This window comes from Streptomyces asiaticus (genome assembly GCF_018138715.1).
Lineage (GTDB): Bacteria > Actinomycetota > Actinomycetes > Streptomycetales > Streptomycetaceae > Streptomyces > Streptomyces asiaticus.
This window is the reverse complement of sequence record NZ_JAGSHX010000001.1, coordinates 523,005-546,040: the sequence shown is the minus strand read 5'-3', so window position 1 is coordinate 546,040 and position 23,036 is coordinate 523,005. Positions and strand designations below refer to the sequence as shown.

Sequence of the window (23,036 nt, the reverse complement as noted above, 5' to 3'; positions counted from 1 at the left end):
GACGCTCGGCTCGAGGCGCACCGATGTGACGCCCCGAGCCGGGAGTCTCAGCCGGCGAGCCGCCACTTCTGGTTGGCCTTGCTGTGGCAGGTGTAGAGGATCAGTTTGGTGCCGTCAGCGGTGCCCTCTTCATTGGCGTCCAGGCATTTGCCGAAGGCCTTGAGTTCCTGACTCGTTGAGTCGTACGTCCATCTCTGGGCGGCCGTGCCATTGCACTTGTACAGTTGCACCGGGGTGCGGTCATCCTGTTTGGCCGCCTCGACGTCCATGCACTTGCCGAGGGCTCGGACCTCCCCTCCCCCGACGGCGAAGGTCCATTCCTGGGCGGCGGTGCTGTTGCAGGCGTACAGGTTCAGGTCGGTGCCGTCCTGCGAGTTGGCTCCGGGGACGTCCACGCACTTGTTGCTGGCGACTCCGACGATCGCCGTGGAGAGGGCGCCGGTGGTCTGGTAGACGTGACCGGCCTTTCCCTCGAAGGTGATGCGCGGTCCGTCGCGCGTCGGAGTGATGGACTCGCCTGTGGTGGTGTCGGTGACGTTGAACGGCCCGAGGAACATGGGACTACGCACGGCAATCGAGCCGTCCTTGGCCGGCGCGAAGGTGAACTCGGCGGCCCCGTTCTCCTTCCACGAGGCGCCCACCGTGACGTTGCCACGTGCCTTCAGACCGCTGAACGACCCGGACTTCCAGGCACCGGGCAGCGCGGGCAGCGGGCGGATGTCGCCGTCCTGGCTCTGCAGCAGCATCTCGGTCATCCCCGAGGTGGCGCCGAGGTTGCCGTCGATCTGGAAGACAGAGCCGTCGCCCAGGGGATGGAAGTCGAACAGGTTGCAATGGGTGTTGGACTTCAGCTGCTCGGAGAGCAACGTGTGCGCGTGGTCGCCATCGAGCAGCCGCGCCCAGAAGTTCGTCTTCCACGCCCGGCTCCAGCCGGGGGACTCAAAGCCGGTTCCGCCGTCGCCGCGCGCGTTCAGCGACACCTTGGCCGCATCGGCGAACTTCGGGGTCGCCTCCGGGGAGATCTGGCGGCCCGGGTGCAGGGCGTACAGGTGGGAGATGTGCCGATGGTCGTCGGTGGGGCTGTCCACGTCGGCTTTCCATTCTTGCAGTTGGCCCCAGGAGCCCACACGAAGACCGGGATCGAGCTTGTCAAGCGTCGTCTTCAGGTCGCTCTGGAAGGAGGAGTCGACGTTCAGTTCCTTCGCCGCGGCGAGCGTGTCGGTCAGCATCCCCCACACGATCTGCTGCGCCATGGAGTCACCCGAGGTGAATTCCCCGTGCTCGGGCGAGGGGGTGGGAGTGACGACGAGCTTGCCGTCCTTCGGGTCGGTGCGCAGGTTCTTCAGCCAGAACTGCGCGGCGCCCTTCAGGAGCGGGTAGGCCCGGTCGCGTAGGAACGCCGTGTCCTTGCTGAACAGGTACTGGTCGTAGACCTGAGAGGCCAACCAGCCGTTCGTCTCGGGGAACCAGAACGAGGTCGCGGCGTTGTGCACGCCGGTGTAGCCGTACGGGGTTGTCTCGTTCTGCACGACCCAGCCGGGCGAACCGAACATGTCCGTCGCCGACTTGGTGCCCGCGTTCCTCAGGTCCTCGACGAACGCCGTGAACGGCTCGGCGGTCTCGGCGAGGTTGGCCTGCGCCGCGGGCCAGTAGTTCATCTGCACGTTGATGTTGGTGTGGTAGTCGGCGCTCCACGGTGGCGAGGTCGAGTCGTTCCACACTCCCTGTAGATTCGCGGGCAAAGAACCGGGCCGCGATGACGCCATCAACAGGTACCGGCCGTACTGATAGAAGAGCGCCTCCAAGGCCCGGTCCTGCGCGGACGCTCCATCCGAGTATTCTGCGCGGAGTTGGTCGGTGGGCTTGTCGGGCATCGACTGTCCGATGTCGAGCTTGGCCCGGTCGAACAGGCCCCGATGGTCGGCGACATGAGCGCTCTTGAGGCCGTCATATGACGTGGCGGCTGCCGCGTCCACAGCCTTCGACACCGTCTCATGCGGATCGTTCCCCCGATAACTGGGGTACCTCTGTGCGTAGTTGGTGCCCGCGCTCATCACGAAGGTGGCGCTGTCGGCGCCCGTGACCTTCACCTGGCCGTCGCCGCCGGTGACCGTGCCGCCCTGAGCCTTGACCTGGATCTGCGACTCGAAGACGAGACCGTTGTCGGCGAGCTTGCCGCGAATGGTGAGCCGCCCGCCGTTCGCCGTCGCGGTGAAGTCGCTGCGCGGTGAGGAATACCCGAGCGTGAAGGAGACCTTGCCGGACTGGTTCGCGCCGAGCCGTCCGGCAATGACCTTGTCCGGGTAACTGGCGAAGTACTCCCGGTCGAAGGTGGCACCACCCGCGTCATAGCGCACACCGGCGACCGCGTTGCGGACGTCGAGCGAGCGGCGGTAGTTCGTGTACGAAGGCTCGCCGCCGGCCATCTCCAGGTTCAGGTCGCCGAAGGTCTGATAGGCGCCGAAGCCCGTACGGTCCTGGCCGAGCTTGCCGGCCACCCAGCTCGGATCGGCCTTCCCCTGGGTGTTGATGGTGTCGACGACCTCCTGGATCGCCGTCGGCCGCGGCGAGTTCCAGTTGCCGAAGTTGTACCCCGCGGACCCCGGTCCTCCTGTCCACAGCGTCTTCTCGTTGAACTGCAGCTTCTCCTCGCCCACTCCCCCGGAGACCATGGCGCCCATGGCTCCGTTGCCGATGGGCAGCGCTTCCTTCTCCCAGTCGGCGGCCGGTTTGGCGTACCACAGTGTGTGGGGGTCGGCGGCCGCGACCGCGGTTCTGCCGTCAGGCGCGGCGGGGGCCGCGCTCGAGACCGGGGGGACGCTCAGCGCGCCCACAACCACAAGGGGAGCGAGAAGCCCCCACCCCAGCGTTCCGCGTCTTCTACGTCTTCTGCTCATCGCACGTACGTCTCCTCAGCTCGCTGGACCAGAGCAACTTCATGTGGGCCTCGCCGGTCTGCAGGGGAGTGACTCAAGGTGAGAGCGTGTAAGTCTCACCGGCCCTCGTGGTGAAGGTGTAGCGGTCGTTGTTCTGGCTCGCGTCGACCGACTTGCCGTCGGCCTCCTTCGGGCCGACGTAGTCCTCCCAGAAGTTCGCCAGCTGCACCAGATACGGATAGAGGGTGTCCTTGAGGAATGCGGCGTCGGGCGTGTACTCGTAGGTGGATACCAGGGTGACGGCGGCGTACGTCGCGTTGGTCAGCTGATTCCAGAAGTACCACTCGCTGCAGGCGCCCTGCGGACCGATCGCGACCGGGTAGATGAGACGGTCACCATCGTCTCGGCAGTCGAAGGCGGCCGCGGTGTCACTGACCACGTCAGCCGCGCCGTGGCCCGAGTCAACGCGCTGACCGCCGCATCCGTGGCGGACCTGGGGGCGGGGCACCGCGAGGCCCATGCGCGCTACCCACTGACTGGACGAGCCACTCTCGGTGCTGGGCTCCGCCCAGAGCGTGGAACCCTCGATACCGGACTTCGCCGGGTACCGCGAGTCACCGGACTTCGTCCAGGTGTCCAAGGCGAGCCGGACCTCGGCGGAACCGCTCGTGCTGACCTCGATGACCACGATGTCCGCCGAGTCCGTGACATAGGTGCGAACGCTGATGGGCGCACCGTTGATGGTCAGCTCGGTTCGGACCTCGGCGTTGAGAATGTCCTGGGTCATCTCATAGGCCGTGCCGTGGTCCGAACCCGACACCCTGCGCAGCGTGAGCCCGCCCAGCGTGATCGGGTGCGCGCCCTGGGGACCGGGACTGGTCCAGAAGCCGTTCCTGCCCAGGTACAGCCTCAGGGTGTTGCGGTCCCCACCGGCGACCACGCCGAGCTCTCCGTTGCCCAGCAGGGCCCCGTCGGTCATCTTGTCAGTCAGACGGCCGGGGTCGGTCGTCACGGGCGGCGAGGTCCAGTGGCCGGCATATCCGGACAGCAGGTTGCTGAGCATGTCCCAGTCCGCATCGGCGTCGGCTGCGGCTGCGGCTGCGCGGGTGACGGCCTCTCCCTTGCCGTCGGCGCGGGCGGGGGCCGTCCCTACGGCGCTTGCAAGTGGCGCGAGGGTGACCGCGGTGAGCAACGTTCTGCGCTTCATGGCGACGGTGTTCCTTCCTTGAGACCGCGGTGCGTCGTTGCTGTCTTTCTTTGCGGTCCCGCAAGAGGGCTCTTGGGCGCCGATGCGCAGCCGCCCCGCCCCGTGACCGCTCCAACAGCGCCCGGGATGCGTCAGGTGTGGCGCGCCCCGGGCCCGTTCGTCGCACTGGCCGTTCGGGTCAGGCCCCCAGCCGCCATTGCTGGTTGTCGCGCCCGTGGCAGGTGGCGATGATCACCTTGGTGCCGTTGGCCGTCGCACCACCGGAAGCATCCAGGCACTTACCGAAGGCCGTCAGCTGCTTGCTGGTGGGGTCGTAAGTCCACCTCTGGGCGCCCGTGCCATTGCAGGAATAGAGCTGTACGGGGGTGCCGTCGTTCGCGTTCCCCTGCTCGACGTCCAGGCACTTGCCGAGAGCACGGACCTCACCGTTCTCCGGGTTGAACCTCCACTTCTGGGCCGCTGTGCCATTGCAGTCATACAGCTGCACGTCGGTGCCATCCGCAGTGCTGGCCCCGGGAACATCGACACACCTGTTACTGCCGACCCCGACGAGCGCGGTGGGCAGCTTGCCCACCGTCTGACCCACCTTCTTCAACTGCGCCATGGCCAAGTCGGAGATGTGCCCGTTCGACCGGTCATAGCCCACGTCCCACGTCACCGCTCCGCCCACACGGTTGACCGACAGAGTGTGACCGGCGAGTTCCTCGGCGCTGAAGGACATCGGTGTGTCCGGCGGTTTGCCCCAATAGCCCTGTGCGATGGCGAGGTACTGCAGCTGCATCTGGGTGCCACGGTTGTCGATCCAGCGCCCGTCGGTGGGGCGGTTGGACCAGTCGTCCACGTCGGTTTCGCCCGCGTTGAAATCGGACTGGGTAGTCACCGACCCAATCCCGTTCGTGGCGCCGCCGTTGAAGGAGACGAGGGCGTTGGGGTTGCCGCTGCGCAGGTTCGCGGCCACCTGATCGTAGAACGGTTCGAGGTCCTGGTAGTACGAGCCGTCGACCCAGTAACCGTCGACGTCGGTCCCCCACTGCTGCGACCAGGTCTTCATCACCTTCAGCCAGTTCTCCTGATACGTCGCGTTCGGCGCACCCGCTTCCTGGCTGTCCCCGCCGAGCTTCTTGCGAGCGTAGTCATCGCGCTGAATGGCATCGTCGGTCGTGTAGACGAGGAGTCTGATGCCCTCCTTGTGCAGCGCGGCGCCGAGCTCCTTGATCAGGTCCCGTTTCGACAGCCGCGACGGATGATCCGCCGTGGACGGCACCAACGCGTCATAGGTCGAGTTCGGCGCACTGAAGAACCCCGTGTTCTGGCCCACCGCGATCTGCAGCCAACCCGCACCGATCGACTTCAGCTGCTGGACGACACCCTCGATGTCGTAGTGGTTCACCCGGTCATTCCATGCCTCGACCGTCGGCATGTTGTTGGGGTAGTCACTCACATCGCAACCGGGCGGGCAGCCTTCAGCCAGGTAATGCTCCATGACACCGAACCTGCCGTCATGCATCCAATCGGTGACCGAACCACCCGCGGCTGCCACCGGAGTCGGTGCCACGACCACGGCAGTCACCGTGGCTACGACGGCCGACAGACTCAGCCCAATCAACTTGCGCAGGAAACTTCCCGAGTTGTGCACGTATTCCACTCCCTTGTGTGGTGTGCATCTGCGACCGCCCAGCCCGGTGGACGGCCCGGCTCATTGGCGCGTGGAGTGACCGGCCGAAGGCGACGGTCGCGCAGTCGATCAGGACCGGTCGCTTCCTACAACGTGCTTGCTAAGCGCCCACTCGCCATTGCTGGTTGTCGCGCCCGTGGCAGTTGGCGATGATCACCTTGGTGCCATTGGCGGTGGCACCACCGGAAGCATCCAGGCACTTGCCGAGAGCACGCACCTGACCGTTCTCGGGGTTGAACGTCCACTTCTGGACCGCCGAACCATTGCAGTCGTACAGCTGTAGGTCTGTTCCGTCCGCGGTGCCGGCTCCGGGGACATCGACACACTTGTTGCTAGCGGCCCCGACGAGCTGAGTGGGGAGCTTGCCCACAGCCTGGCCCACCTTCTTCAACTGCTGCATGGCCAGGTCGGAGATGTGTCCATTGGACCGGTCATAGCCCACGTCCCACGTCATCGCGCCACCAACGCGGTTGATGTCCAAGGTGTGACCGATGATCCCGTCGTCGCTGAAGGTCATCGGCTCGTCCGGCAGGGGTCCCCAGGTGGTCTGCGCGATGCCGAAGTACTGCCGCAACATCTGAGTGCCGCGGTTGTCGACCCAGCGTCCATCCATGGGACGAGGCCAATCGCCGGTGCCGGTTTCGCCCGGGGTGAAGTCGGACTGGGTGGTCACCGACGCAAGCGGTTTCCAGTAGCCGGCATTGAAGGACAGGATTGCGTTGGGGTTGCCGCTGCGCAGGTTGGTGGCCATCTTGTCGTAGAAGGGCTCGAGGTTGTCGTAGTAGGAGCCGTCGACCCAGTAGCCGTCGACGTCGGTGCCCCACTGCTGCGACCAGGTCTTGACGACCTTCAGCCAGTTCTCCTGGTAGGTGGCGTTGGGTTCTCCCGTGGCCTGGCTGTCTCCGCCGAGCTTCTTGCGGGCGTAGTCGTCGCGCGCGATGGGGTCGTCGGTGAGGTAGACGATCAGCTTGATGCCCTCCTTGTGCAGCGCGGGGCCCAGTTCCTTGATGAGGTCCCGCTGGGAGAGCCGGGAGGGGTGGTCTGCCGTGGGCGGCACGAGCTGGTCGAAGGTGGCGTTGGGGGCGTTGTAGTAGCCGGTGTTCTGGCCGACCGCGATCTGCAGCCAGCCCGCACCGACCGACTTCAGCTGCTTGACGACACCGTCGACGTCGTAGTGGTTCACACGGTCGTTCCACTGCGCGACCGTGGGCATGTTGTCGGGATAGTCGCTGAGATCGCAGCCGGCCGGACAGCCTTCGGCCAGGTAGTGCTCCATGACCCCGAACTTGCCCTGGTTCATCCAGTCGGTGGCCGAACCGCCGGCCGCCTGAGCGTGACCGGCAGGAACGGCGAGCAGACCCGTGCCGAGCAACAGCAGCGCGGCGCCCTTGGCCACGGTTGAACTGAAGGGTTGCATCGCGGCTCTCCTCGGGTGGGGGTGATGGGAGTCAGCCTTTGCTGGCTCCTGCGGTGAGGCCCTTCACGAAGTGCTTCTGGAAGGCGAGGTAGAAGACGAGGACGGGCAGGGTGGCGAGGAACATCAGCGCGAAGACCTGGCCGTAGTCCTGCTGGTGCTCCCCCATGGCGCGGTAGATACCGACGGTCACGGTGGTGCCCTCGGCCGGACCGAGGATGATCAGCGGGTTGAGGAAGTCGTTCCAGATCCACACCCCGAGGAAGATCAGCACGCTGGCCGAGGCGGGCCGCAGCAGCGGGAACACGACCTGCCAGAAGGTCCGCATCCGGCCGGCGCCGTCGATGGCCGCCGCCTGTTCGAGTTCGACCGGAATGGTCTTGACGAATCCCGCGAAGACGAACACACCGAAGGGGACGTAGTAGCCCACGTTGACCAGGACGAGTCCCATGACGGTGGACATCAGCCCGAAGGAGCGCAGCACTTCGGTGATCGGCGCGATGATGACGGCCGGCGGAATCATCAGTCCCGCCAGCATCACGACGAGCATGATCCGTGCACCAAGACCTTGGCTGCGGGCCAGGAAGTACCCGCACATCGCCGACAGGACGGTGAGCACCGTGATCGAGACGGCGGTGACCTCGACGCTGTTGATGAGGCCGTACCAGAAGAGGTGGTCGGAGCGGGTGAAGACCTGCTTGACGCTGTCCAGGGTCGGCGGGATCGGCAGTCCAACGGGCGAGTCGACGATCTCGCTGCCGGGCTTGAAGACGTTGACCAGGACCAGATACAGGGGCAGGAAGAACACCGCGGTGACGAACGTGGCCACCATCGGGCGCAGCCATCCGCTGGTCTGCTTGCTCATGCGTTCACCTCGCGGCGCTGGAGAAGGCGGAGGACGACCGTGGACACGGCAGCGACGAAGACGAGCATCACCACGGCGACGGCGGAGGAGTAGCCGCTGCGGTTGCCCACCAGGCCGGTCTGGATGACGTCGAAGGCGATGGTGCTGGTGGTGCGGTCACCGGGGCCGCCGTTGGTGATGACCTGGACCTGGTCGTAGGTCTTGAAGGTGCTGATCAGCATCATGACCGTGTTGATGGTCAGCGCCGGGGCCAGCAGAGGCCAGGTGATGTGGCGGAACCGCTCGAAGGGCCCTGCCCCGTCGACGGTCGCGGCCTCGTGCAACTCGTGCGGCACGCCCTGCAGCCCGGCCAGATACACCACGACACAGAAGCCGATCATCTGCCAGGTGAGGATCCAGCACAGCGTGTAGAGGGCCAGGTCAGGGTCGGACAGCCAGCCCGGCGGGTGGTCCACGCCGAGCTTGTGCAGCGTCGTGTTGAGCAGACCGTCGTCGGTGAGGATGGACTGCCAGATAACGCTGACCACGACTCCGCTGAGTACGACGGGTGTGAAGAACACGCCGCGCAACGCGTTGTAGAGCCAGCCGCGGCGGTCCAGGAGGACGGCGATGGCCAGACCGATCGCGTTGGCGGCGATCGTCACCGCCACGGTGATGATGATGGTGTTGGTCAGCACCTTCCAGAAGTCGGGGTCGTCGGCCAGCGTCCGGTAGTTGCGCAGTCCGACCCACTTCGTGGGCGGATTGAACGGGTTGCGATTGGTCAGGCTGTAGTACGCCGCGATGCCGATCGGGACCAGGACGAAGCAGGCGTAGAGCGCCAGCGACGGCAGGCCGAAGAGAGCGAAGTGGCTCAGCCGACCGAACCTGCGCGTTGTGCGTGAAGGCCCTCCACTCATGCGTCGCGAGTGGCCCGCAGCCGGACTCCGCTCGGCGGGTGGGTCCTGCGTCGAGGTCCCAGGATGTGTCGCCGTCACCACGGCGCTCCTTTCGGGGGCGGTGCCTGGGCGTCTTTGGGGGCGGCCGGGCACCGCTGGGTCGTTCCTACTGCTCGGCCTTGGTCCACTCGCTGTCGAGGAACCGTGCGAACTGGTTCGCCGACTTCTTGCCGGTGATCAGGTCCTGCACGCCGAGGGCTGCCTTGTCGGACAGGCCGGGCAGCAGCGACCCGTCGCCGTTCTCCTGGGAGAAGGCGGTGGTCACACGGCCTTTCTTGAGCGCTTGTTCATAGACGGCGAGAGTGTCCTGGTAGATCGGGCCCATGCCCTTCGGCGGCTGGTAGCCCTTGATCGCGATGATCGCCCCGTCGGACTTCACGATGGCGTCGAGGTTGGTCTTGTCGAGCTGGAACGCCAGCGCCCACTTCCTGGCCAGCTCCACGTCCGGGGCCTTGGCACTGACGCTCAGCCCGCCGCCGGTGAAGGCGGGCACCACGAGGGAACCGTCGTCGGCGGGCCAGGCGAACACACCGACCTCGAAGCCGGGCTTCTTGGCGTCGGCGGACGCCGGGAACCACGACCCCATCGGGTACATGGCACCCTTGCCGTCACGGAATGCCTTCTCCGTGTCGGCGTAGGAGCGGCTGAGTCCTGCCTTGTCGATGTAGCCCTTCTTGGCCAGCTGGGCCACCTTGTCCACCGCCTTGACGAAGGCGTGATCGTCGAAGCTCTTCTTGTCCGCGGCACGTTCGGCCAGCCACCGGGGGTCGCCCTTGTAGACATCCGTGGCGATGGCGGCGATCAGCGGGTACATGTCCGCCCAGGTGTCCTTGCCCCCGCCACCGACGACGATCGGTGTGATGCCCTTGGCCTTGAGCTTCGCGCACACCTCGAGGAAGTCGGCGTATGTCGTGGGCGGGGCGGAGATGCCGGCCTTCGCGAAGAGGGCCTTGTTGTAGTACACCAACGGCACGGCCTGGGTGTTGTACGGCAGCTGGTAGATCTTGCCGTCGATGGCGTTGGACTTCGGCCAGATGAATGTGGTCAGCTCCTGCGGCGTGAATGCGGCGAGCTTGCCCGCCTGAGCGAACCCCTGGGGGTTGATCGCCGGCATGATGTCGGGCATCTGGCCGGAGGAGTCGAGCTGCTTGACGTAGGCGGTGCGGTCGACGACGGGCGACACCAGCTTCTTGATCTTCGCCCCGGGGACCTGCTCCGAGGCCCGCCTGATGGCCGCGTCCCAGTAGGCGGCGTCGAGGTTGGGCGTCTCGAAGGTGAGGAACGACAGTTCCACGTCGCCGCCGGACGACGAGGACGACTTGCTGCCCGCGGTACAACCGGTCAAGGCCGCGGCCATGACCGCCCCGCTCCCGGCGAGGAATCTCCGACGATCCATTGCTGCTCCTAGCGATGATCTGTGATGCGTAGTGGCGGGGTGGTGGTCAGGACGCGGGCAATTCGAAGATTCCGTAGGAGAAGCCCTGGGTCCGGACTTCGCCGCCAGTGATCTCGACTCCATGTACGTCGAGCGGGCGGGCACCGTCGGCATCGGACAACGGCGCGCGGGCCGGTTCCTGACAGCCGTTGATGACCACCAGGTGGCTGTCGCCCCGGGTGTAGACGAAGGGATAATCACGGTGCAGGACCCGCACTGGTGCGTCAGCACCCAGCGCGGGTGTCTGTTTGCGCAGGTGGATGAGCGTACGGACCTGACGCAACAAGGAGGTCTCGACCGCCTGGGCGGAGGCGACGGTGGGCCGGTCGGGATCCGGATCGATCGGCAGGTAGAGGCGGTCGGCGGGTGCGGTGGAGAACCCGGCGTTCGGGCCGTCGTCCCACTGCATGGGGGTGCGGGAGCCTTGGCGGGCCTGGGTGTCGAGCTGGCTGCCTTCCTTGTCGGGAAGGCCGGGGAGGTATCGCATGCCGATCTCGTCGCCGTAGTAGATGACTGGCAGCGAGGGCCAGGTGAGCTGGAAGGCGAAGGCCGGGGCGACCATGTCGCGAGTGCGCGGACCGCAGGTCAGGCGGGAGAAGTCGTGGTTGGCGGTGGGGAGTGCCACCAGGCCGCCGCCGTCGGCCGCCGCCTCGGCTTCGTTCCACGCGGTCAGGAAGGTCTGCATCGACCCCTTGCCGTCGGGGTCGAAGTAGCACGGCTGGCCGTCGCTCCAGGGGCCGATGCTGCCCGTGTTGTTGTCCCACAGGGAGCGCAGGGCGTCGCCATCGAAGTGCAGGAAGAAGTCGGAGTGGAAGCCGGCCGGTATGGAGGATCGGGGGTCACCCCACTCGGCCAGCAGGGCGCAGTGCGGATAGCTGCGATCGATCCACTCGCGCATCTGCCTCCATAGATTGCCCGTCTCCACCTGGCCGGGGTCGTCCTTGACCAGGGAGAAGGCCATGTCCACACGGAATCCGCTGACGCCTCGGTCGAACCAGAAGGCCATGACGTCCCGCAGAGCCGCCCGGTTGGCCATGGGCCCATCGGCGTCCACGGGCTGCCGCCATGGCTCGGTCTCGTCGGACCTGGCGTAACCGAAGTTCAGCGCGGGCTGGATCGGGAAGAAGTTGGCCCGGTAGAAGCCGCCGCGCGCGCCCTGGTTGGGAATCCATTCGCGCATGGGGGAGGCGATGCGGTCGGACCAGATGTACCGGTGGTCACCGGGGGTGTTGGCCGACTCCTGGAACCAGGGATGCCGGTGCGAGGTGTGCCCCGGCACCAGGTCGAACATGACCCGGATGCCACGGCTGCTTGCGGCGTCGATCAGTTTCGCCGCGTCCTCGTTCGTGCCGTACCGCGGGGCGATGCTCAGGTAGTCCACCACGTCGTAGCCGCCGTCACCGAACTCGGAAGCGAAGCACGGGTTCAGCCAGACAGTGTCGACGCCCAGCCACGCCAGATAGTCCAAGCGTTCGACGATGCCGGCCAGGTCGCCGATGCCGTCGCCGTCGGAGTCGGCGAACGACTGCGGATAGATCTGATAGAGGACGGCATCGGACAGCCAGGACAGCGCGGTACGGGACTGGGACATCAGGCGGTACGGCCTTTCGCAGGGAGAGCCAACCGGCACCGGCAGAGACGGGGTGTTCCGGTGCGATCGCTTCTGAATTAGTAATGCAGATGGATTTAATATCTCGCCGCAGGCTAGGATGCTGGCACCAGGCGGACGCAGCGTCAAGAGGTCGGAGATGTTTCTATGAATTCGGGTGCCCCCCACCACTGGTACGGGGCGCCATGGACCCGTGCCACGACAGTGGCAGCCCTGCGCGTGCTCCACGCGGACGCCTCGCGCCCGCTCGACGACAGCTCCACCGGCGGCCTCACCCTGACCGAGATCGCCGGACGGGCAGGTGTTTCCCGCCCCATGGCCGAGGACGCCGTGAACGAGCTGACCGAGCGCGAACTGGTCGCCGAGATCGTCCCCGACCCCGACGCACCCCGGCCGGTGGGCCGCCCCGCCAAGCGCTACCGGTTCCGCTCCGAACGCGGATACGTACTCGGTGTCGACATCGGCATCCACAAAATCCTGGCACTCTGCGCCGACCTCTCCGGCACCATCCGCGGCAGCCACCGCATCGAGGTGTCGGCAGACCTCGACAAAGCCGACCGCATCACTGCCGCACGCACCGCACTCAAACGCGCCGCGAGAACGTCCGGGATCCGCCTCGCCGACGTATTGGCCGCAGGCGCCGGAACCACCGGCCCGGTCGACCCGCACACCGGCACGGTGCTCCGGTCCCCGGCCCTGGCCGGGTGGGAAAGTGTCAATCTCAAGGAGGCACTGTCCGGCCTCGGTTCAGGGCCAGTCCTCGCCGGCAACGACGCCAACCTCGGCGCGCTCGCCGAACACTGGCGCGGAACCGCCACCGACGCCCAGGACGTCGTCTACATCCTGGCCGGACATCAGATCTCGGTCGGGCTCCTGATCGACGGGCAAGTACGCCAGGGCAGACACGGGGCGGCAGGCGAGATCGGCATCCTCAGAGCCGCCCGATGGTACGAAGTCCGCGACGCACTGGCCGCCAACAAGCCCATCGACACACCGGAGCTCATCAACGACCTGGCCACCGGCATCGCCGCAGCCGCCCTCGTCGTCGACCCGGACAAAGTCGTCATCGGCGGCGGCCTGTCGCAGGCGGGAGATACCCTCCTCGAGCCGCTGCGCCGCCGACTCCACGAACTGTGTCTGTTCCCGATCCCCGTCGAAGCCTCCCACTTCGGCGACCAGAACGTCGCCATGGGCGCGATCCGCCTGGCCCTGGACGAACTGGAGCGCCAACTCTTCCTCGGCACCACGTGAGGCGACGCCACACGGTGGAACGTCCACAGCCGTCCTCGCTCACACGCCGTTACCGAACTCCCCCAAGACCCACTTCACTCTCAAGGAACCGCGATGCCGCCTCCCGACGTTGTCGTACTGTCGACCGCCGGAACGGCGTTGATCCTGGATGTCACTGGCCCCCGCGTTTCCCCTCGTTGTGCCCTGGAGCTCCGCCCCCGGGGTCCTCGACAGCCTGGATGAGCTGGGGCTCGGCAGCCTTCCGTCCGCTCCGGTGGCATCTGTCGACGTGCCGGTAGTACTGCGGCTGGTGCCGCAACAGTCTGACGATGGGTAGGGCGACCCGGTATCACGGGTCATCGCAACGGCCAATCTCCCTCTTTGCGCCTTGAGTTGGGGCGACCGGTCGTGGTGGAGTCGGCCGACGAGGGCGGTGGCAGCGTGCGCGTCGAGGCACGCGACGCTCAAGCGGAGGAGTTGCTCGTTCTGAGTCATGAGGTTGCTGCGCTGCGCCGTGGCAACCCGAAGCCACGTCTCGACTGGGCCGACCGTGCCCTCCTTGCGGCACTGGCCCGACTCCTGCCGAGGAAGCTTCGAGCACACCGGCTGGTCACCCCAGGAACGCTGCCGCGCTGGCACCGCCGTCTGGTGACACGGAAGTGGACCTACCCGCATCGTGTCGGCCGCCCTCCCATCGACGAGACCATCACAGCCCTCATCGAACGGCTTGCGCCGTGGTGGCCGGAGGCGGTGGGCGAGTTGAGCCGGATCGAGGTGGCCGCCGCGCTCGAGCTGTCGCCGCAGCACACGGGCGTGCGCGTGCAGCGGATGAAGGCATGGTTGGAGACCGCCCGCCCGGTGGTGCGCGCGCTGTCCGCGACGCCGCTGTGCCCCGGCCTCCAGCAGGTGACGGGGAACTGGAACCGGCTCCCCTCTGCTCTGTGGCGCAAGCGCATCGCACGGCACGCCCGGGAGTGCGTCGCGTGCTCGGGGCATCAGTACGGACTGGTGCCTGACGAGGGGCGATTGGTGGGCCTGGTGCCGGTGGCCGCGGCGCTGACCGGTACCGGGGCGATGGCTGCCCTGTACGGCGTCGCGGATCATGTCGAACCGACGGCGTACGCTGCCCACGGCGACCCAACAGCGGTGACCGCCCAGGGTGGCACCGCCACGACACCCGGGACCGGCGAAGACACGGCCGCACTGCGAGCAGTGCACGGCGCCGACTCGCACAGGCGGCACAGCCGCCGCGCGGCGGAGCGAAGCCGTCACGGCCGCCGCGCCCAGGTACGAATACGCAGGCAGCGCCGGACAGCGCCGACCCCGCGGACGCCCCGGCCCAGCAGGTCCTGGCCCTCGTCAACGCGGAGCGAGCCACGGCCGGCTGCCGTCCCGTGAAGCTCGACGCTCGCCTGTCCCGCGCCGCCCAGCTGCACAGCGAGGACATGGCGGCGCACAACTACTTCGACCACACGAGCCTGGACGGGCGCACTGTCGTCGACCGGGGCAAAGCGCAGGGCTATCCGTCGACCTGTGGCGAGAACATCGCCAAGGGACAGAACGCGCCCGCCGACGTGAGGGCGTCGTGGATGAGCTCCGAAGGACACCGCACGAACATCCTCAACTGCGACCACACCACCATGGGCCTGGGCCTGGCCTGGTCGAGGAGGGCCGGGCCTGGACCCAGATGTTCGGGCTCTGATGCTCTCGAGGTGAGCGCGTGGCTCGTCAGCCATCACGCCGCGAGAACGTGAGTCCGGCCCGGACGACCTGGGGTCCGGGCCGGATGCGCGAAGGGAATGGTCCGCGCCTCAGACCCCCGTGATCTGCCCGATCCAGGCGCGGTGGTTGGCGATGTTGGTGTAGCCGCTCCAGCTTCCGGACGGCTTGGGGCCGACCGAGCTGACGCCCGCCTGCACCCACCTGCCGCCCTGGGGGCTCCACACCATCAGGGGTCCGCCGGAGTCACCGCCGGCGGTGGTGCCGTCGCCCGCCCCGAAGCACAGCACGGCGGGGTTGGCGGGGGTGCAGTTGGTGCCGATCAGGTAACCCCTGGCGTACTTGAGCCGGGTGGGCAGCGGGCCGCCCCAGTCGGTCCTCTCCGAGCCCCAGCCGTACACCTCGGCCGCCTGGTTCTGGGCGATGTCGCCCGCGCTGGCCAGCGGGGAGTAGGTGGTGCGGACGTCGCGGTCCAGCTGGACGAGTGCGATGTCGTTGTTGGGCCAGCTGTAGGAGGGATGCTGGATGACGTTGACGGCCCATGCAGTGAGTCCGCCCTGGGTTCGGTCGAGCGAGCCGATCCGGACGAGGGACCTGTCGCCCGGGCTGACGCAGTGGGCGGCGGTGAGCACCCAGCGGGGGGCGATGATGGTGGACGTGCAGCGGTGGTCCGCACCTCCGAGCGACGCGATAGAGGGCTTCTGCTCGGTGACGAACCGGCCGCCGACGATGCGCGCGTCGACGGTGCCGGGGCCGCTGTCCTGGCCGATGCTGCTGCCGTCGGCGGCGGCCGGCACGATGAGCGCACTCGTGGCCAGCGCCGTGAGTGCCGCGCCGAGTAAGGACTGCCGTCGAATGACGGATCTCGCTCTCATAACTGCCCTTCCTTATCAGTGTGGTTGACGGTCGAATCGTGGAGAGCCCGCGCACGTGACGCCGTTGCCGCCCCGGACCTCACGCCTCCGTGAGGTGGTTGGTCAGTGGATACGGGAGCTGATGGCCCGGTTCATCGCGGCGAGGCCGAGCAGGTTGAACTCCTTGTTGATGTTGCGCATCAGGGAGTCCTGCGACGGCCGGTAGATGCCGCGCTCGTAGTAATTCCCGCCCTGGTAGGCGCCGATGACGCCGCCGTCAGGAGTGCTCTGTCCGAGGTAGGAGGCCCACTTGGAGCCGCGCGGGTCGGTGGTGACGTTGGGTGCCTGGGGCTCGGCTCCGGAGTAGGTGGTGCCCGGCGTGTAGTACTCGTCGGCGAGTCCGCCCACGGAGTGGCCGAGTTCGTGGATGGCGATGCGGCCCGAATCCGGGTTGCCGCCCGCCACGGTGGAGAGGCTCGGGTAGCCCGCGCCGCCGTACTTGGTGGAGTTGCCCACGGCGACGATCGCGTCGACCTCAGGAGCCTGGGCGGCGTACGATTTGGCCTTCGCCTCGTTCAGGCACAGCAGGTGAGGGGTACCGCCGCAGAAGAAAGCCATGTCGAGGGCGGTATCGCGATTGACGCCCTGGACCGGGTCGTTGTCCACGCCGGACTGGTTGGACACGACATTGACCAGCCATACGTTGACGGACTGGCGGTACTTGTTCCACGGCGCCGTGGCGGCGATCTCGTTCCACTTCGCCTGTGCGTGCTGACGCAGCAGCCCCATCTGCGAGGCCGTGTAGCCGTCGCCCACGATCACCATGTCGAACCGCGAGGCGGACGGTCCCGTGTCCTGAATGGCCGTCACATTCGCGGCCGCGGCTGCCTTCACGTCGGCCTTCGCGACCGGGGCCTCGACCTGCTTGGGTACCTTGACCGGCGTGATGGTGCCGTCCGGTGAGAACACCTCCCGCGATTCGGTCGGTTCGGGGGTGCCCGCGGTCGCGGACCCCGCGGGCAACGCGGCGAGTCCGGTGGCACACAGCACGGCTGCCGTCAGGAAGATGGAACCTCTTCGGCGCATCAGCGCTCTCCTTGTACCTGGATCGGTGGGGGGATACGGCCGACCACGACGGTCGGCCGCGACCGTTCGCCGGACGGGCGGCGCGTGCGGCGCCGAGGTGCGTTACACGGACCACAATCCGGCTGGTGTTACGGAGCGGGTGCCAAAGGCGGCGCAGTCGCTACCGCCTCGTTGCGACGTGAACTGCCGTCCGGAGCAGGGCGGTTGAAGTGACCAGCACACGCCATCGCGCGGGCCGGTGCAGGGCGGGACACAGCTCCGCCTCAGTGCTTCCGAGCGAAGGCGATCCCGTATGTAAATCGCTTATTAACTCGATCCATGTAGCGATTTAAGTTAGCGACATGGAAGGTCCCTGACAAGTCCCCGTTCAGGCGCGGGTCCTCGGACTCAGGGGGTGAACGGCCCCTCAGAAGGGCATGACGGGTGCCGGTCCGAGCGTGGTCGCTCCGGGGATCGCCTGATGGCTGAGCCCTGCCCGGTAGGAGCTGACGGCCGCCTCGATCTTGCCCGTCCGGTACAGCAAGTCGCCGAGGAGGCGGCAGTTCTTCGGCCTCGGCCACCTTCCCCTGCCGGTGGAGCACGGCCGCCAGTTCCACCCCGACCTGGTGGGCGTAGAGCGCGGCACGCCGGGAGGACAGCATCTCGTGGGCGGTGCGCAGCGCGGTTTCTGCGGCCTCCAGGCTTCCGGCCTGGGCCAGCACGTAGCCGCGCATCCAGTGGTAGTGGCTCTCCACATGATCAATGGAGAATGGATACCCGACGTCCTGGTAGCACTGGCAGAAGGTCCCAAACAGTACACCGGATTGCTGGACACAACCCGAGAAAAGACCCATGAAGATGGCTGGTCGGAGACTCGGCACCGCTACCTTCAAGAAAGCGTATTGAACCGGACCCTAAGGCGTCTGGAGCGAGAGGAACTCGTCGAGCGCCACCGCGAGCCCACATTTCCCTACCGTGCCCGCTACCAACTGACGTCAGCTGCCGACGAGCTGCTGACAGCTTTCATGCCACTGGCGGAGTGGCCTGAACAGCACGCGGACCTTGTGTGGCCCATCTCGATGCCATCGAAGGCGCCCGCCAGGGCCGAGGCCCGAACCATCTCGTCACCGGGCCTTGGCCGTCGACGGTGCCGTCGTCGCGTTGGGCGAACAAAACGGTCCGGGGCTCGTACGCCGACAGCAAGCTGTTGGTCACGACACTCGCGGCGGCGGTGGCCCGCCTGCGCCCCGGCGTGCTGAGCAACGCCGTGGACCGGGGCTGGGTGCCGACCACGATGGGCGGACCAAGCGCACCGGACGATCTGGAACTCGGTCGTCGCACGCAGGAGTGGCTCGCGGCAAGCGATGACCCCGAGGCCCTGACCGCCGGCGGATACTGGTACCGCCGTCGGCAACAGCAGCCGCACCGCGCCATCCACGACGAGGCGTTCCAGGGCCGCCTTCTGCGGACGCTAGCCAAGGAGACGGACACCGCACTGTGACGCCAACTGACTCTGAGCGGTCGCCGAGAGCGGCTTGAGGGGCTCCATGCCAGAGCTGGAGTCCCTCGACGCAGAGCACATTCCAGGAGGTTCAGTCGCGCGGCAGCTCGTGCCGCCATTCGCTCACAGGCTGGTGGTGCGCTTCGCGCATGCCTGTGCGAGCGCGCCCAGCTCGGTGAACGCGGACCGGGGACTACCAGTGGTCACCAAAGGTTGCGTCCACCCATGCGGTAATCCGTTCTCACGCGTCGCGAGGCACGGTGGACAGATGCTCCGTACCGCCGCCAAAAGGCAGGAACACGGCTTGGGAGGCGAGGAGCCAGTCGCCGTTGACCTGCTGAAACGTGTCCTCGTAGTGGCCGATGTTGGCGGGGAGCCGCGGCGGGAGCATCCCGTCGACATAGCCGTCGACACGGTAAGCCGCCAGATACGAGGTTGCGGTCGCCGTCGTTGCGGAGACTACCGTGACCAGGGTGTTCGTCATCCTGCGACGTGACAACCGGTCCGCCGGCCGAGAGCCCGGCTGGGCGAACATGTGCATGTGCGGCTCAGCCAGGGGCTGAGCGTGTCGGAAGACGGGAAACTGATCGAGCACTCCCGCTGTGGATGCGGGGCCGCCTTCACCAAGGTGTTCGATGCCGACGGCGGGGAGCCCGACCCCCCGACCGGGCCCTGATACGCGCACAGCACCGCACGTGAGCTGCCGACTACCAGGCGCGTCGAACGGCCCACCGCTGGGGGCCACGGAGCGGAGCTCAAGCGTTGCGGCTGCTGGTGTGCTCGGACATGTCTGCGTCAGCAGCATTCGTCGCGCGATCTCGTGCCGCCGGTCACGGTCCCGTCGACTGTGGGCGACCGGGCGGCCTGCTTACGGCCGCAGGTCCCCCTGGCTTCATTCACGACTCGTCTCCCGGTGTGGTGCGTGCATGCTCCGTCGCCGCACTGGATGACGTGGCCACGTCTGTCCGCGCCGCTGTCCGCCGTTCCGGCTGCCGCGCCGGTGCGCGACCACGGGGCGCAGCCATGCGAATCAGCCGGGTAGCGGCCGGCCGAACAGCAGGTCGTAGCCCGAGGGAAGCTGCAGCAGGATCCGGTTCAGCAGGTCTTCGCCGACGAGGTCGGCCACGACGCTGAGCACGGCGCTGACATCCCATGTCGCGGTCTGCTCGCTGGCTCCCTCGATCCATGCCGCCGTCGCACGAATGAACCGCTCGGGCGAGAGCGGTTCATGCGCCTGGAGCGGGTTGAGCAGTACCAGCGCGAACGTCTCCGGGAGCCGGGCGGCCAGCTCGGCTCGCACATCGCCCACCAGGTGAGCTCCCAGCAGAGCGAGGACGACGCGCGACGACCGCTCGGCCTCCTGCGGTGAAGGGTATTCACCCCGCTCCTGGACCGCCGTCAGGAACGCCTCCCACTGCATGCGCACGATCATCCTCCCGATATGCGGGGCCCGGTGCTATCGCCGGCTCGCTCGGCGTGGCCGGAAGAGAACGGACCCAGGAGGCCCGTTCTCTTCCGGCTCTTTTACCTCATCGTCGGGAGTGACGGCGATCAGTGGCCTACGTCGCCCGACGCATGCGGGGCAAGGGCATCGGAAACCACACTCAGTGCCGGAACGAGTGCGACGCCCTCCTTGGCTTGTACCGCGGTATTCGCGGTTCCGAGTACCCAGCGAGCTGCCCGTTCCCCGATCCGCAAGAAGGTTTTCGAGCGGTGAGCACCAGAACCGTGAGTACCAAGAACAGAAGTCGATCAGGTCCTCCGTGGAACCTCGGCCGAAGAGATCGGCTACCCCCTGCCCGGCGCCGTCATCGAATGGGGCAAGAGGTACGGCAGTCCTTCGCCCCTCCGCCGACCGATCCGCCCCGGGTCCGGGCCTCGCTGGCTGCGGGAGTCGGTGCGGTCGGCTCCTTTCGGCCATGCGGCCGCTCACTGCATTCCTTGGCGCAGTGCGGTGGGGTATAGGCTGCTTTCGCCGTTGGCGATGGCCTGGGGGACGCTGTCGAAGACCGGAATCATCCGGGCTATTTGCGTGAGTCTCAGCAGTCGCCGGACCTTCCCCTCCGGGCACACCAGACGAAGTTCACCGTGGCGCCTCCGGGCTTCCCGGTTCGCGGCTATGAGCGCGCTCAGACCACTGGCGTCACAGAGGCGCAGCTGGGAGAAGTCGACAATGACTCTGGCCGGATTGCGCGTGGCAATGAGCTGATCGAGCTGGTGGCGCAGCTGGTCCCGCGTCTCGGGGTCGAGCTGCCCGGCCACCTGGATGACCGGCCACACGGCCTGGCCATGGAAAGAAATCTTCAGCGCGTCCATCGATGTCACTCCCAACTCCGACAGGATGCCGGAGCAGCTCTGAACTCCTGCGCTTGCCGGGATTCCGATGTTGCACGGCTCCGCCTCGTCAAGGCGTAGCCGTTGCTTATCCCCTGATCTTCATTCCCCGCTTTCGCCACCCCTATACACCCGCATATACCAAATTTCGAGCATGTCGACAAGCCTGTTCTGATCTTCCCCGCGAGAAATCTCTGAGGTGGCGCCTCGCGGAACAGAACGTGCGATGGACGTTGTGACGGCCGGAGGCGAGGTGACCCGCAGTGGAATAGGCGTCCTCACCAGCCGAACCAGGCGGTACTCCCCTCGACGGGGGCGGGGAGGCACGGCCATGCCCTGACCGGAGACGGTCGGACAGGGTCATTATATTTGGGCGCGAAATAGAATAGAAGAAGAGCAAAGGACGGACCTGAACGAAGATGACGCTTCCTGTGCGACGCGTCAGCCGGGCGCCGCTGGCGGAACGCCGTCACCCGGGCTGGACCACGGGCCCTCTCGCGGAGTTCGACGACCTGTTCAGCCGCATGGGCAGCCTGCTGGAGTCCACGGTGGGTTCCCTGACGCCGATGACCGAGGGGACAACGTGGTCGCCGTCGGCCGACGTCTCCGAGACCGATGACGCTTACCAGATCGAAGCCGGCCTCCCCGGCGTCAAGCGCGAGGATGTCGACATCGAGATGGCGGGGCAGGAACTGGTCATCAGCGGCGAGCTCAAGGAACGCGAACGCGCCGACGTCCTGCGGCGCGGCACCCGCCGTACCGGCCGTTTCGAGTACCGGGCTCTTCTCCCGGGTGAGATCGACGCCGACAGCGTCCGCGCGGCTCTGCACGACGGCGTGCTGAGCGTGGAGATCCCCAAGGTGGCGGCGGCCAAGCCCCGGCACATCGAGATCACCACAGGTGACTGACCCCTTCCCGCCACCGGGGGAGAGCCGGCCAGCTCACCGCCTGGGGGCTACGAAGTGGGACCATGCGTTGGATCCAAGCATGGGCCCCACGAATGGGAGCGCTCGGCGCGGTCTGGGTCGGGCGAGTGGTAGTCAGCGTCCGATGCGTTGCCGTGGATGGTGGCGGGCGAGGTGTCGGCGCAGCAGGTCGCGTCCGTAGTCGCCACCGTTGGGGGTGCGCACGATGGTGTGGACGTGGAACGGTTCGGGCTGGTCGTTGTCGAGGAAGACACCTTGGTGGCAGTCGTATTCGATCAGGACGACGGGGCTGTGGACGCGGTAGTAGAAGGCGTCATCGTCGCCGCTCCCGCCGATCCAGGCGATGTGCGTGTCGTCGAGATGCTGCTCGATGCTTTCCATGAACGCGGCGGCGGGACCGTCCGGGAGTCGCTGCGCGTAGGTCTTCACCAAGTGGAGCAGCGACTCCCGTTGCCTGTGGGAGAGTCCGCTGGCCGGTAGCCCCGCGTAGGGGATGACGCGGTTGTCTTGGGCGGCGCCACCCAGGTGCCTGCCGTTGACCGGGTCGGCGAGTTCGGCGGGCAAGTCCTGCCCCCGGATCGATGTGTAGAGAACGGCCTGACGTGCCTGTTCAGGGTGCAAGCTGCGCCGCAGGTCGAGACCGGCCGTCCGCTGCTCGTCGAACAGGCGCAAGCCCTTGTGGGTACCGCGGTCGGCCTCGGTGGGCTCGGCGCCGATGAAGGTCGGGGTGAGGACCATCTGCCGGCCGATGATGAAGCAGTGCACGTCGAGGTGGTGGCCCCACAGTTGCCATCCCCACGGCTCCGTTGCCGAGGGGGTGCCGAACACTGCGAAGAAATAACAGTATTCGGTCAGGGTGTCGCGGTACTGGTCGATCAGCTCGCCGAGCGCGGCGTTGAGTTTCATCGCCGTCCGAGCGTCGGAGAAGCCGGTGGCGGATAAGGATGCCTCGAGGATCGCGAGCGCATGCTCGCGCTGCGCGGGCTCAAGGTCCTCCAGGCGCAGGCCGTGCGGATCCCAGTTCGGAAAGGCATTGATCCACATACGCCATTCGTCCGCGTCGACGGCGAATAGGACGTCTTCGCGCTGCGCGGGAGTGAGGCAGTCGAGGAAGGCGGTCGCCGCCTTCCTCGCGGGCTCGGGATTCCAGCCGGTGTCCTGGAGGGCGAAAAGATCGGGTACCACGTGCCCGTCCGTCGTGATGCCGACCAGCGGCTCCTTCGCCCTCTCGAGCACGGGCGGGAACGACTCCTGTACTACCGCCTGGAGATCCGGGGGAAGGGCGGAGAGATCCACCCGGGCGTCCTGGATCGGCAGGCCGCGGACGGGTCCGAATCCCCGGTAGTGCGTCTTCTCATATTCATCAGCCATGATGGAGCATGCCTTCC

19 protein-coding genes and 2 pseudogenes are annotated in these 23,036 nt (G+C 67.0%); 6 read left to right on the top strand and 15 right to left on the bottom strand.

Going from position 1 to position 23,036, the window contains the following annotated elements; all coding sequences use genetic code 11:
* Positions 1 to 47 precede the first annotated feature (47 nt).
* From KHP12_RS01920 to KHP12_RS01885, 8 genes are all read right to left on the bottom strand, one after another.
* Positions 48 to 2,897, bottom strand: a complete 2,850-nt coding sequence (locus KHP12_RS01920) for a glycosyl hydrolase family 95 catalytic domain-containing protein (protein WP_211831301.1) — start codon at positions 2,895 to 2,897, stop codon at positions 48 to 50.
* A 73-nt stretch (positions 2,898 to 2,970) separates the two neighbouring features.
* The gene (locus tag KHP12_RS01915; protein WP_211831300.1) at positions 2,971 to 4,083 is read right to left on the bottom strand and encodes a glycosyl hydrolase family 95 catalytic domain-containing protein; all 1,113 of its coding nucleotides are present in this window, start codon (positions 4,081 to 4,083) and stop codon (positions 2,971 to 2,973) included.
* Between the two features lie 178 nt (positions 4,084 to 4,261).
* Positions 4,262 to 5,719 (bottom strand): ricin-type beta-trefoil lectin domain protein, encoded by a 1,458-nt coding sequence (locus KHP12_RS01910; protein ID WP_211831299.1) that lies wholly within the window; start codon positions 5,717 to 5,719, stop codon positions 4,262 to 4,264.
* A gap of 139 nt (positions 5,720 to 5,858) precedes the next feature.
* Positions 5,859 to 7,175: a ricin-type beta-trefoil lectin domain protein gene (locus KHP12_RS50395; RefSeq protein WP_246648390.1), complete on the bottom strand. Its 1,317-nt coding sequence runs from the start codon at positions 7,173 to 7,175 to the stop codon at positions 5,859 to 5,861.
* Between the two features lie 31 nt (positions 7,176 to 7,206).
* Positions 7,207 to 8,037: a carbohydrate ABC transporter permease gene (locus KHP12_RS01900; protein WP_211831298.1), complete on the bottom strand. Its 831-nt coding sequence runs from the start codon at positions 8,035 to 8,037 to the stop codon at positions 7,207 to 7,209.
* Positions 8,034 to 8,936: a carbohydrate ABC transporter permease gene (locus KHP12_RS01895; protein WP_086879345.1), complete on the bottom strand. Its 903-nt coding sequence runs from the start codon at positions 8,934 to 8,936 to the stop codon at positions 8,034 to 8,036. The genes KHP12_RS01900 and KHP12_RS01895 overlap by 4 nt, the downstream gene beginning before the upstream one ends.
* Before the next feature lie 145 nt (positions 8,937 to 9,081).
* Positions 9,082 to 10,371 (bottom strand): extracellular solute-binding protein, encoded by a 1,290-nt coding sequence (locus tag KHP12_RS01890; RefSeq protein WP_211831297.1) that lies wholly within the window; start codon positions 10,369 to 10,371, stop codon positions 9,082 to 9,084.
* 46 nt (positions 10,372 to 10,417) lie between these two features.
* Positions 10,418 to 12,001 carry an alpha-amylase family glycosyl hydrolase gene (locus tag KHP12_RS01885; RefSeq protein WP_211831296.1) on the bottom strand — a complete coding sequence of 528 codons (1,584 nt, stop codon included), beginning with the start codon at positions 11,999 to 12,001 and terminating at the stop codon, positions 10,418 to 10,420.
* 222 nt (positions 12,002 to 12,223) lie between these two features.
* On the opposite strand from KHP12_RS01885, the gene KHP12_RS01880 reads away from it, so the two are divergent.
* From KHP12_RS01880 to KHP12_RS50385, 3 genes are all read left to right on the top strand, one after another.
* Positions 12,224 to 13,270, top strand: a complete 1,047-nt coding sequence (locus tag KHP12_RS01880; protein WP_211831295.1) for an ROK family protein — start codon at positions 12,224 to 12,226, stop codon at positions 13,268 to 13,270.
* A gap of 360 nt (positions 13,271 to 13,630) precedes the next feature.
* Complete coding sequence (locus KHP12_RS50390; protein WP_246643073.1) at positions 13,631 to 14,647, top strand: hypothetical protein; 1,017 nt, start codon at positions 13,631 to 13,633, stop codon at positions 14,645 to 14,647.
* Entirely contained in the window at positions 14,644 to 15,003 is a 360-nt protein-coding gene (locus KHP12_RS50385; protein ID WP_244202564.1) for a CAP domain-containing protein, read from the top strand. Before KHP12_RS50390 ends, KHP12_RS50385 begins: the two co-directional genes overlap by 4 nt.
* 57 nt (positions 15,004 to 15,060) lie before the next feature.
* Here KHP12_RS50385 and KHP12_RS01870 read toward each other — a convergent pair whose 3' ends face one another.
* The 3 genes and pseudogenes from KHP12_RS01870 to KHP12_RS50380 form a co-directional block, all read right to left on the bottom strand.
* Complete coding sequence (locus KHP12_RS01870; protein WP_086880158.1) at positions 15,061 to 15,843, bottom strand: S1 family peptidase; 783 nt, start codon at positions 15,841 to 15,843, stop codon at positions 15,061 to 15,063.
* 102 nt (positions 15,844 to 15,945) lie between these two features.
* Positions 15,946 to 16,908, bottom strand: coding sequence for a M64 family metallopeptidase (locus tag KHP12_RS01865; RefSeq protein WP_086880157.1), 963 nt, complete (start codon positions 16,906 to 16,908; stop codon positions 15,946 to 15,948).
* A gap of 406 nt (positions 16,909 to 17,314) precedes the next feature.
* A pseudogene (locus KHP12_RS50380) lies at positions 17,315 to 17,627 on the bottom strand (transcriptional regulator); the annotation flags it as partial.
* Positions 17,628 to 17,642: 15 nt separating this feature from the next.
* On the opposite strand from KHP12_RS50380, the pseudogene KHP12_RS53160 reads away from it, so the two are divergent.
* Positions 17,643 to 17,933: pseudogene (locus tag KHP12_RS53160) on the top strand (winged helix-turn-helix transcriptional regulator); the annotation flags it as partial.
* A gap of 20 nt (positions 17,934 to 17,953) precedes the next feature.
* Positions 17,954 to 18,388: a Rossmann-fold NAD(P)-binding domain-containing protein gene (locus KHP12_RS01855; protein WP_244202563.1), complete on the top strand. Its 435-nt coding sequence runs from the start codon at positions 17,954 to 17,956 to the stop codon at positions 18,386 to 18,388.
* Positions 18,389 to 18,629: 241 nt separating this feature from the next.
* Here KHP12_RS01855 and KHP12_RS01850 read toward each other — a convergent pair whose 3' ends face one another.
* The 3 genes from KHP12_RS01850 to KHP12_RS01840 all read right to left on the bottom strand — a co-directional run bounded on the left by KHP12_RS01850 (position 18,630) and on the right by KHP12_RS01840 (position 20,704).
* Positions 18,630 to 18,923, bottom strand: coding sequence for a nuclear transport factor 2 family protein (locus KHP12_RS01850; protein ID WP_372455164.1), 294 nt, complete (start codon positions 18,921 to 18,923; stop codon positions 18,630 to 18,632).
* A 495-nt stretch (positions 18,924 to 19,418) separates the two neighbouring features.
* Positions 19,419 to 19,808 carry a DUF2267 domain-containing protein gene (locus tag KHP12_RS01845; RefSeq protein ID WP_086880155.1) on the bottom strand — a complete coding sequence of 130 codons (390 nt, stop codon included), beginning with the start codon at positions 19,806 to 19,808 and terminating at the stop codon, positions 19,419 to 19,421.
* 509 nt (positions 19,809 to 20,317) lie between these two features.
* On the bottom strand, positions 20,318 to 20,704 hold the full coding sequence (locus KHP12_RS01840) for an STAS domain-containing protein (protein WP_086880154.1): 387 nt from the start codon (positions 20,702 to 20,704) through the stop codon (positions 20,318 to 20,320).
* Between the two features lie 437 nt (positions 20,705 to 21,141).
* Between KHP12_RS01840 and KHP12_RS01835 the strand changes: the two genes are divergently transcribed.
* Positions 21,142 to 21,630, top strand: a complete 489-nt coding sequence (locus KHP12_RS01835) for an Hsp20/alpha crystallin family protein (protein WP_211831294.1) — start codon at positions 21,142 to 21,144, stop codon at positions 21,628 to 21,630.
* Positions 21,631 to 21,762: 132 nt separating this feature from the next.
* On the opposite strand, the gene KHP12_RS01830 is transcribed toward KHP12_RS01835, so the two are convergent.
* The gene (locus KHP12_RS01830) at positions 21,763 to 22,944 is read right to left on the bottom strand and encodes a DUF3500 domain-containing protein (protein WP_167442371.1); all 1,182 of its coding nucleotides are present in this window, start codon (positions 22,942 to 22,944) and stop codon (positions 21,763 to 21,765) included.
* Positions 22,945 to 23,036 lie beyond the last annotated feature (92 nt).

What these genes read in the sequence shown, in the direction of transcription:
- KHP12_RS50395 (WP_246648390.1), bottom strand. Translation starts at nt 7,175, where the DNA reads ATGCAACCCTTCAGTTCAACCGTGGCCAAGGGCGCCGCGCTGCTGTTG.
- KHP12_RS01900 (WP_211831298.1), bottom strand. Translation starts at nt 8,037, where the DNA reads ATGAGCAAGCAGACCAGCGGATGGCTGCGCCCGATGGTGGCCACGTTC.
- KHP12_RS01840 (WP_086880154.1), bottom strand. Translation starts at nt 20,704, where the DNA reads ATGGACGCGCTGAAGATTTCTTTCCATGGCCAGGCCGTGTGGCCGGTC.
- KHP12_RS01835 (WP_211831294.1), top strand. Translation starts at nt 21,142, where the DNA reads ATGACGCTTCCTGTGCGACGCGTCAGCCGGGCGCCGCTGGCGGAACGC.
- KHP12_RS01885 (WP_211831296.1), bottom strand. Translation starts at nt 12,001, where the DNA reads ATGTCCCAGTCCCGTACCGCGCTGTCCTGGCTGTCCGATGCCGTCCTC.
- KHP12_RS01915 (WP_211831300.1), bottom strand. Translation starts at nt 4,083, where the DNA reads ATGAAGCGCAGAACGTTGCTCACCGCGGTCACCCTCGCGCCACTTGCA.
- KHP12_RS01920 (WP_211831301.1), bottom strand. Translation starts at nt 2,897, where the DNA reads ATGAGCAGAAGACGTAGAAGACGCGGAACGCTGGGGTGGGGGCTTCTC.
- KHP12_RS01870 (WP_086880158.1), bottom strand. Translation starts at nt 15,843, where the DNA reads ATGAGAGCGAGATCCGTCATTCGACGGCAGTCCTTACTCGGCGCGGCA.
- KHP12_RS01865 (WP_086880157.1), bottom strand. Translation starts at nt 16,908, where the DNA reads ATGCGCCGAAGAGGTTCCATCTTCCTGACGGCAGCCGTGCTGTGTGCC.
- KHP12_RS01895 (WP_086879345.1), bottom strand. Translation starts at nt 8,936, where the DNA reads ATGAGTGGAGGGCCTTCACGCACAACGCGCAGGTTCGGTCGGCTGAGC.
- KHP12_RS01890 (WP_211831297.1), bottom strand. Translation starts at nt 10,371, where the DNA reads ATGGATCGTCGGAGATTCCTCGCCGGGAGCGGGGCGGTCATGGCCGCG.
- KHP12_RS01845 (WP_086880155.1), bottom strand. Translation starts at nt 19,808, where the DNA reads ATGCAGTGGGAGGCGTTCCTGACGGCGGTCCAGGAGCGGGGTGAATAC.
- KHP12_RS01850 (WP_372455164.1), bottom strand. Translation starts at nt 18,923, where the DNA reads ATGTTCGCCCAGCCGGGCTCTCGGCCGGCGGACCGGTTGTCACGTCGC.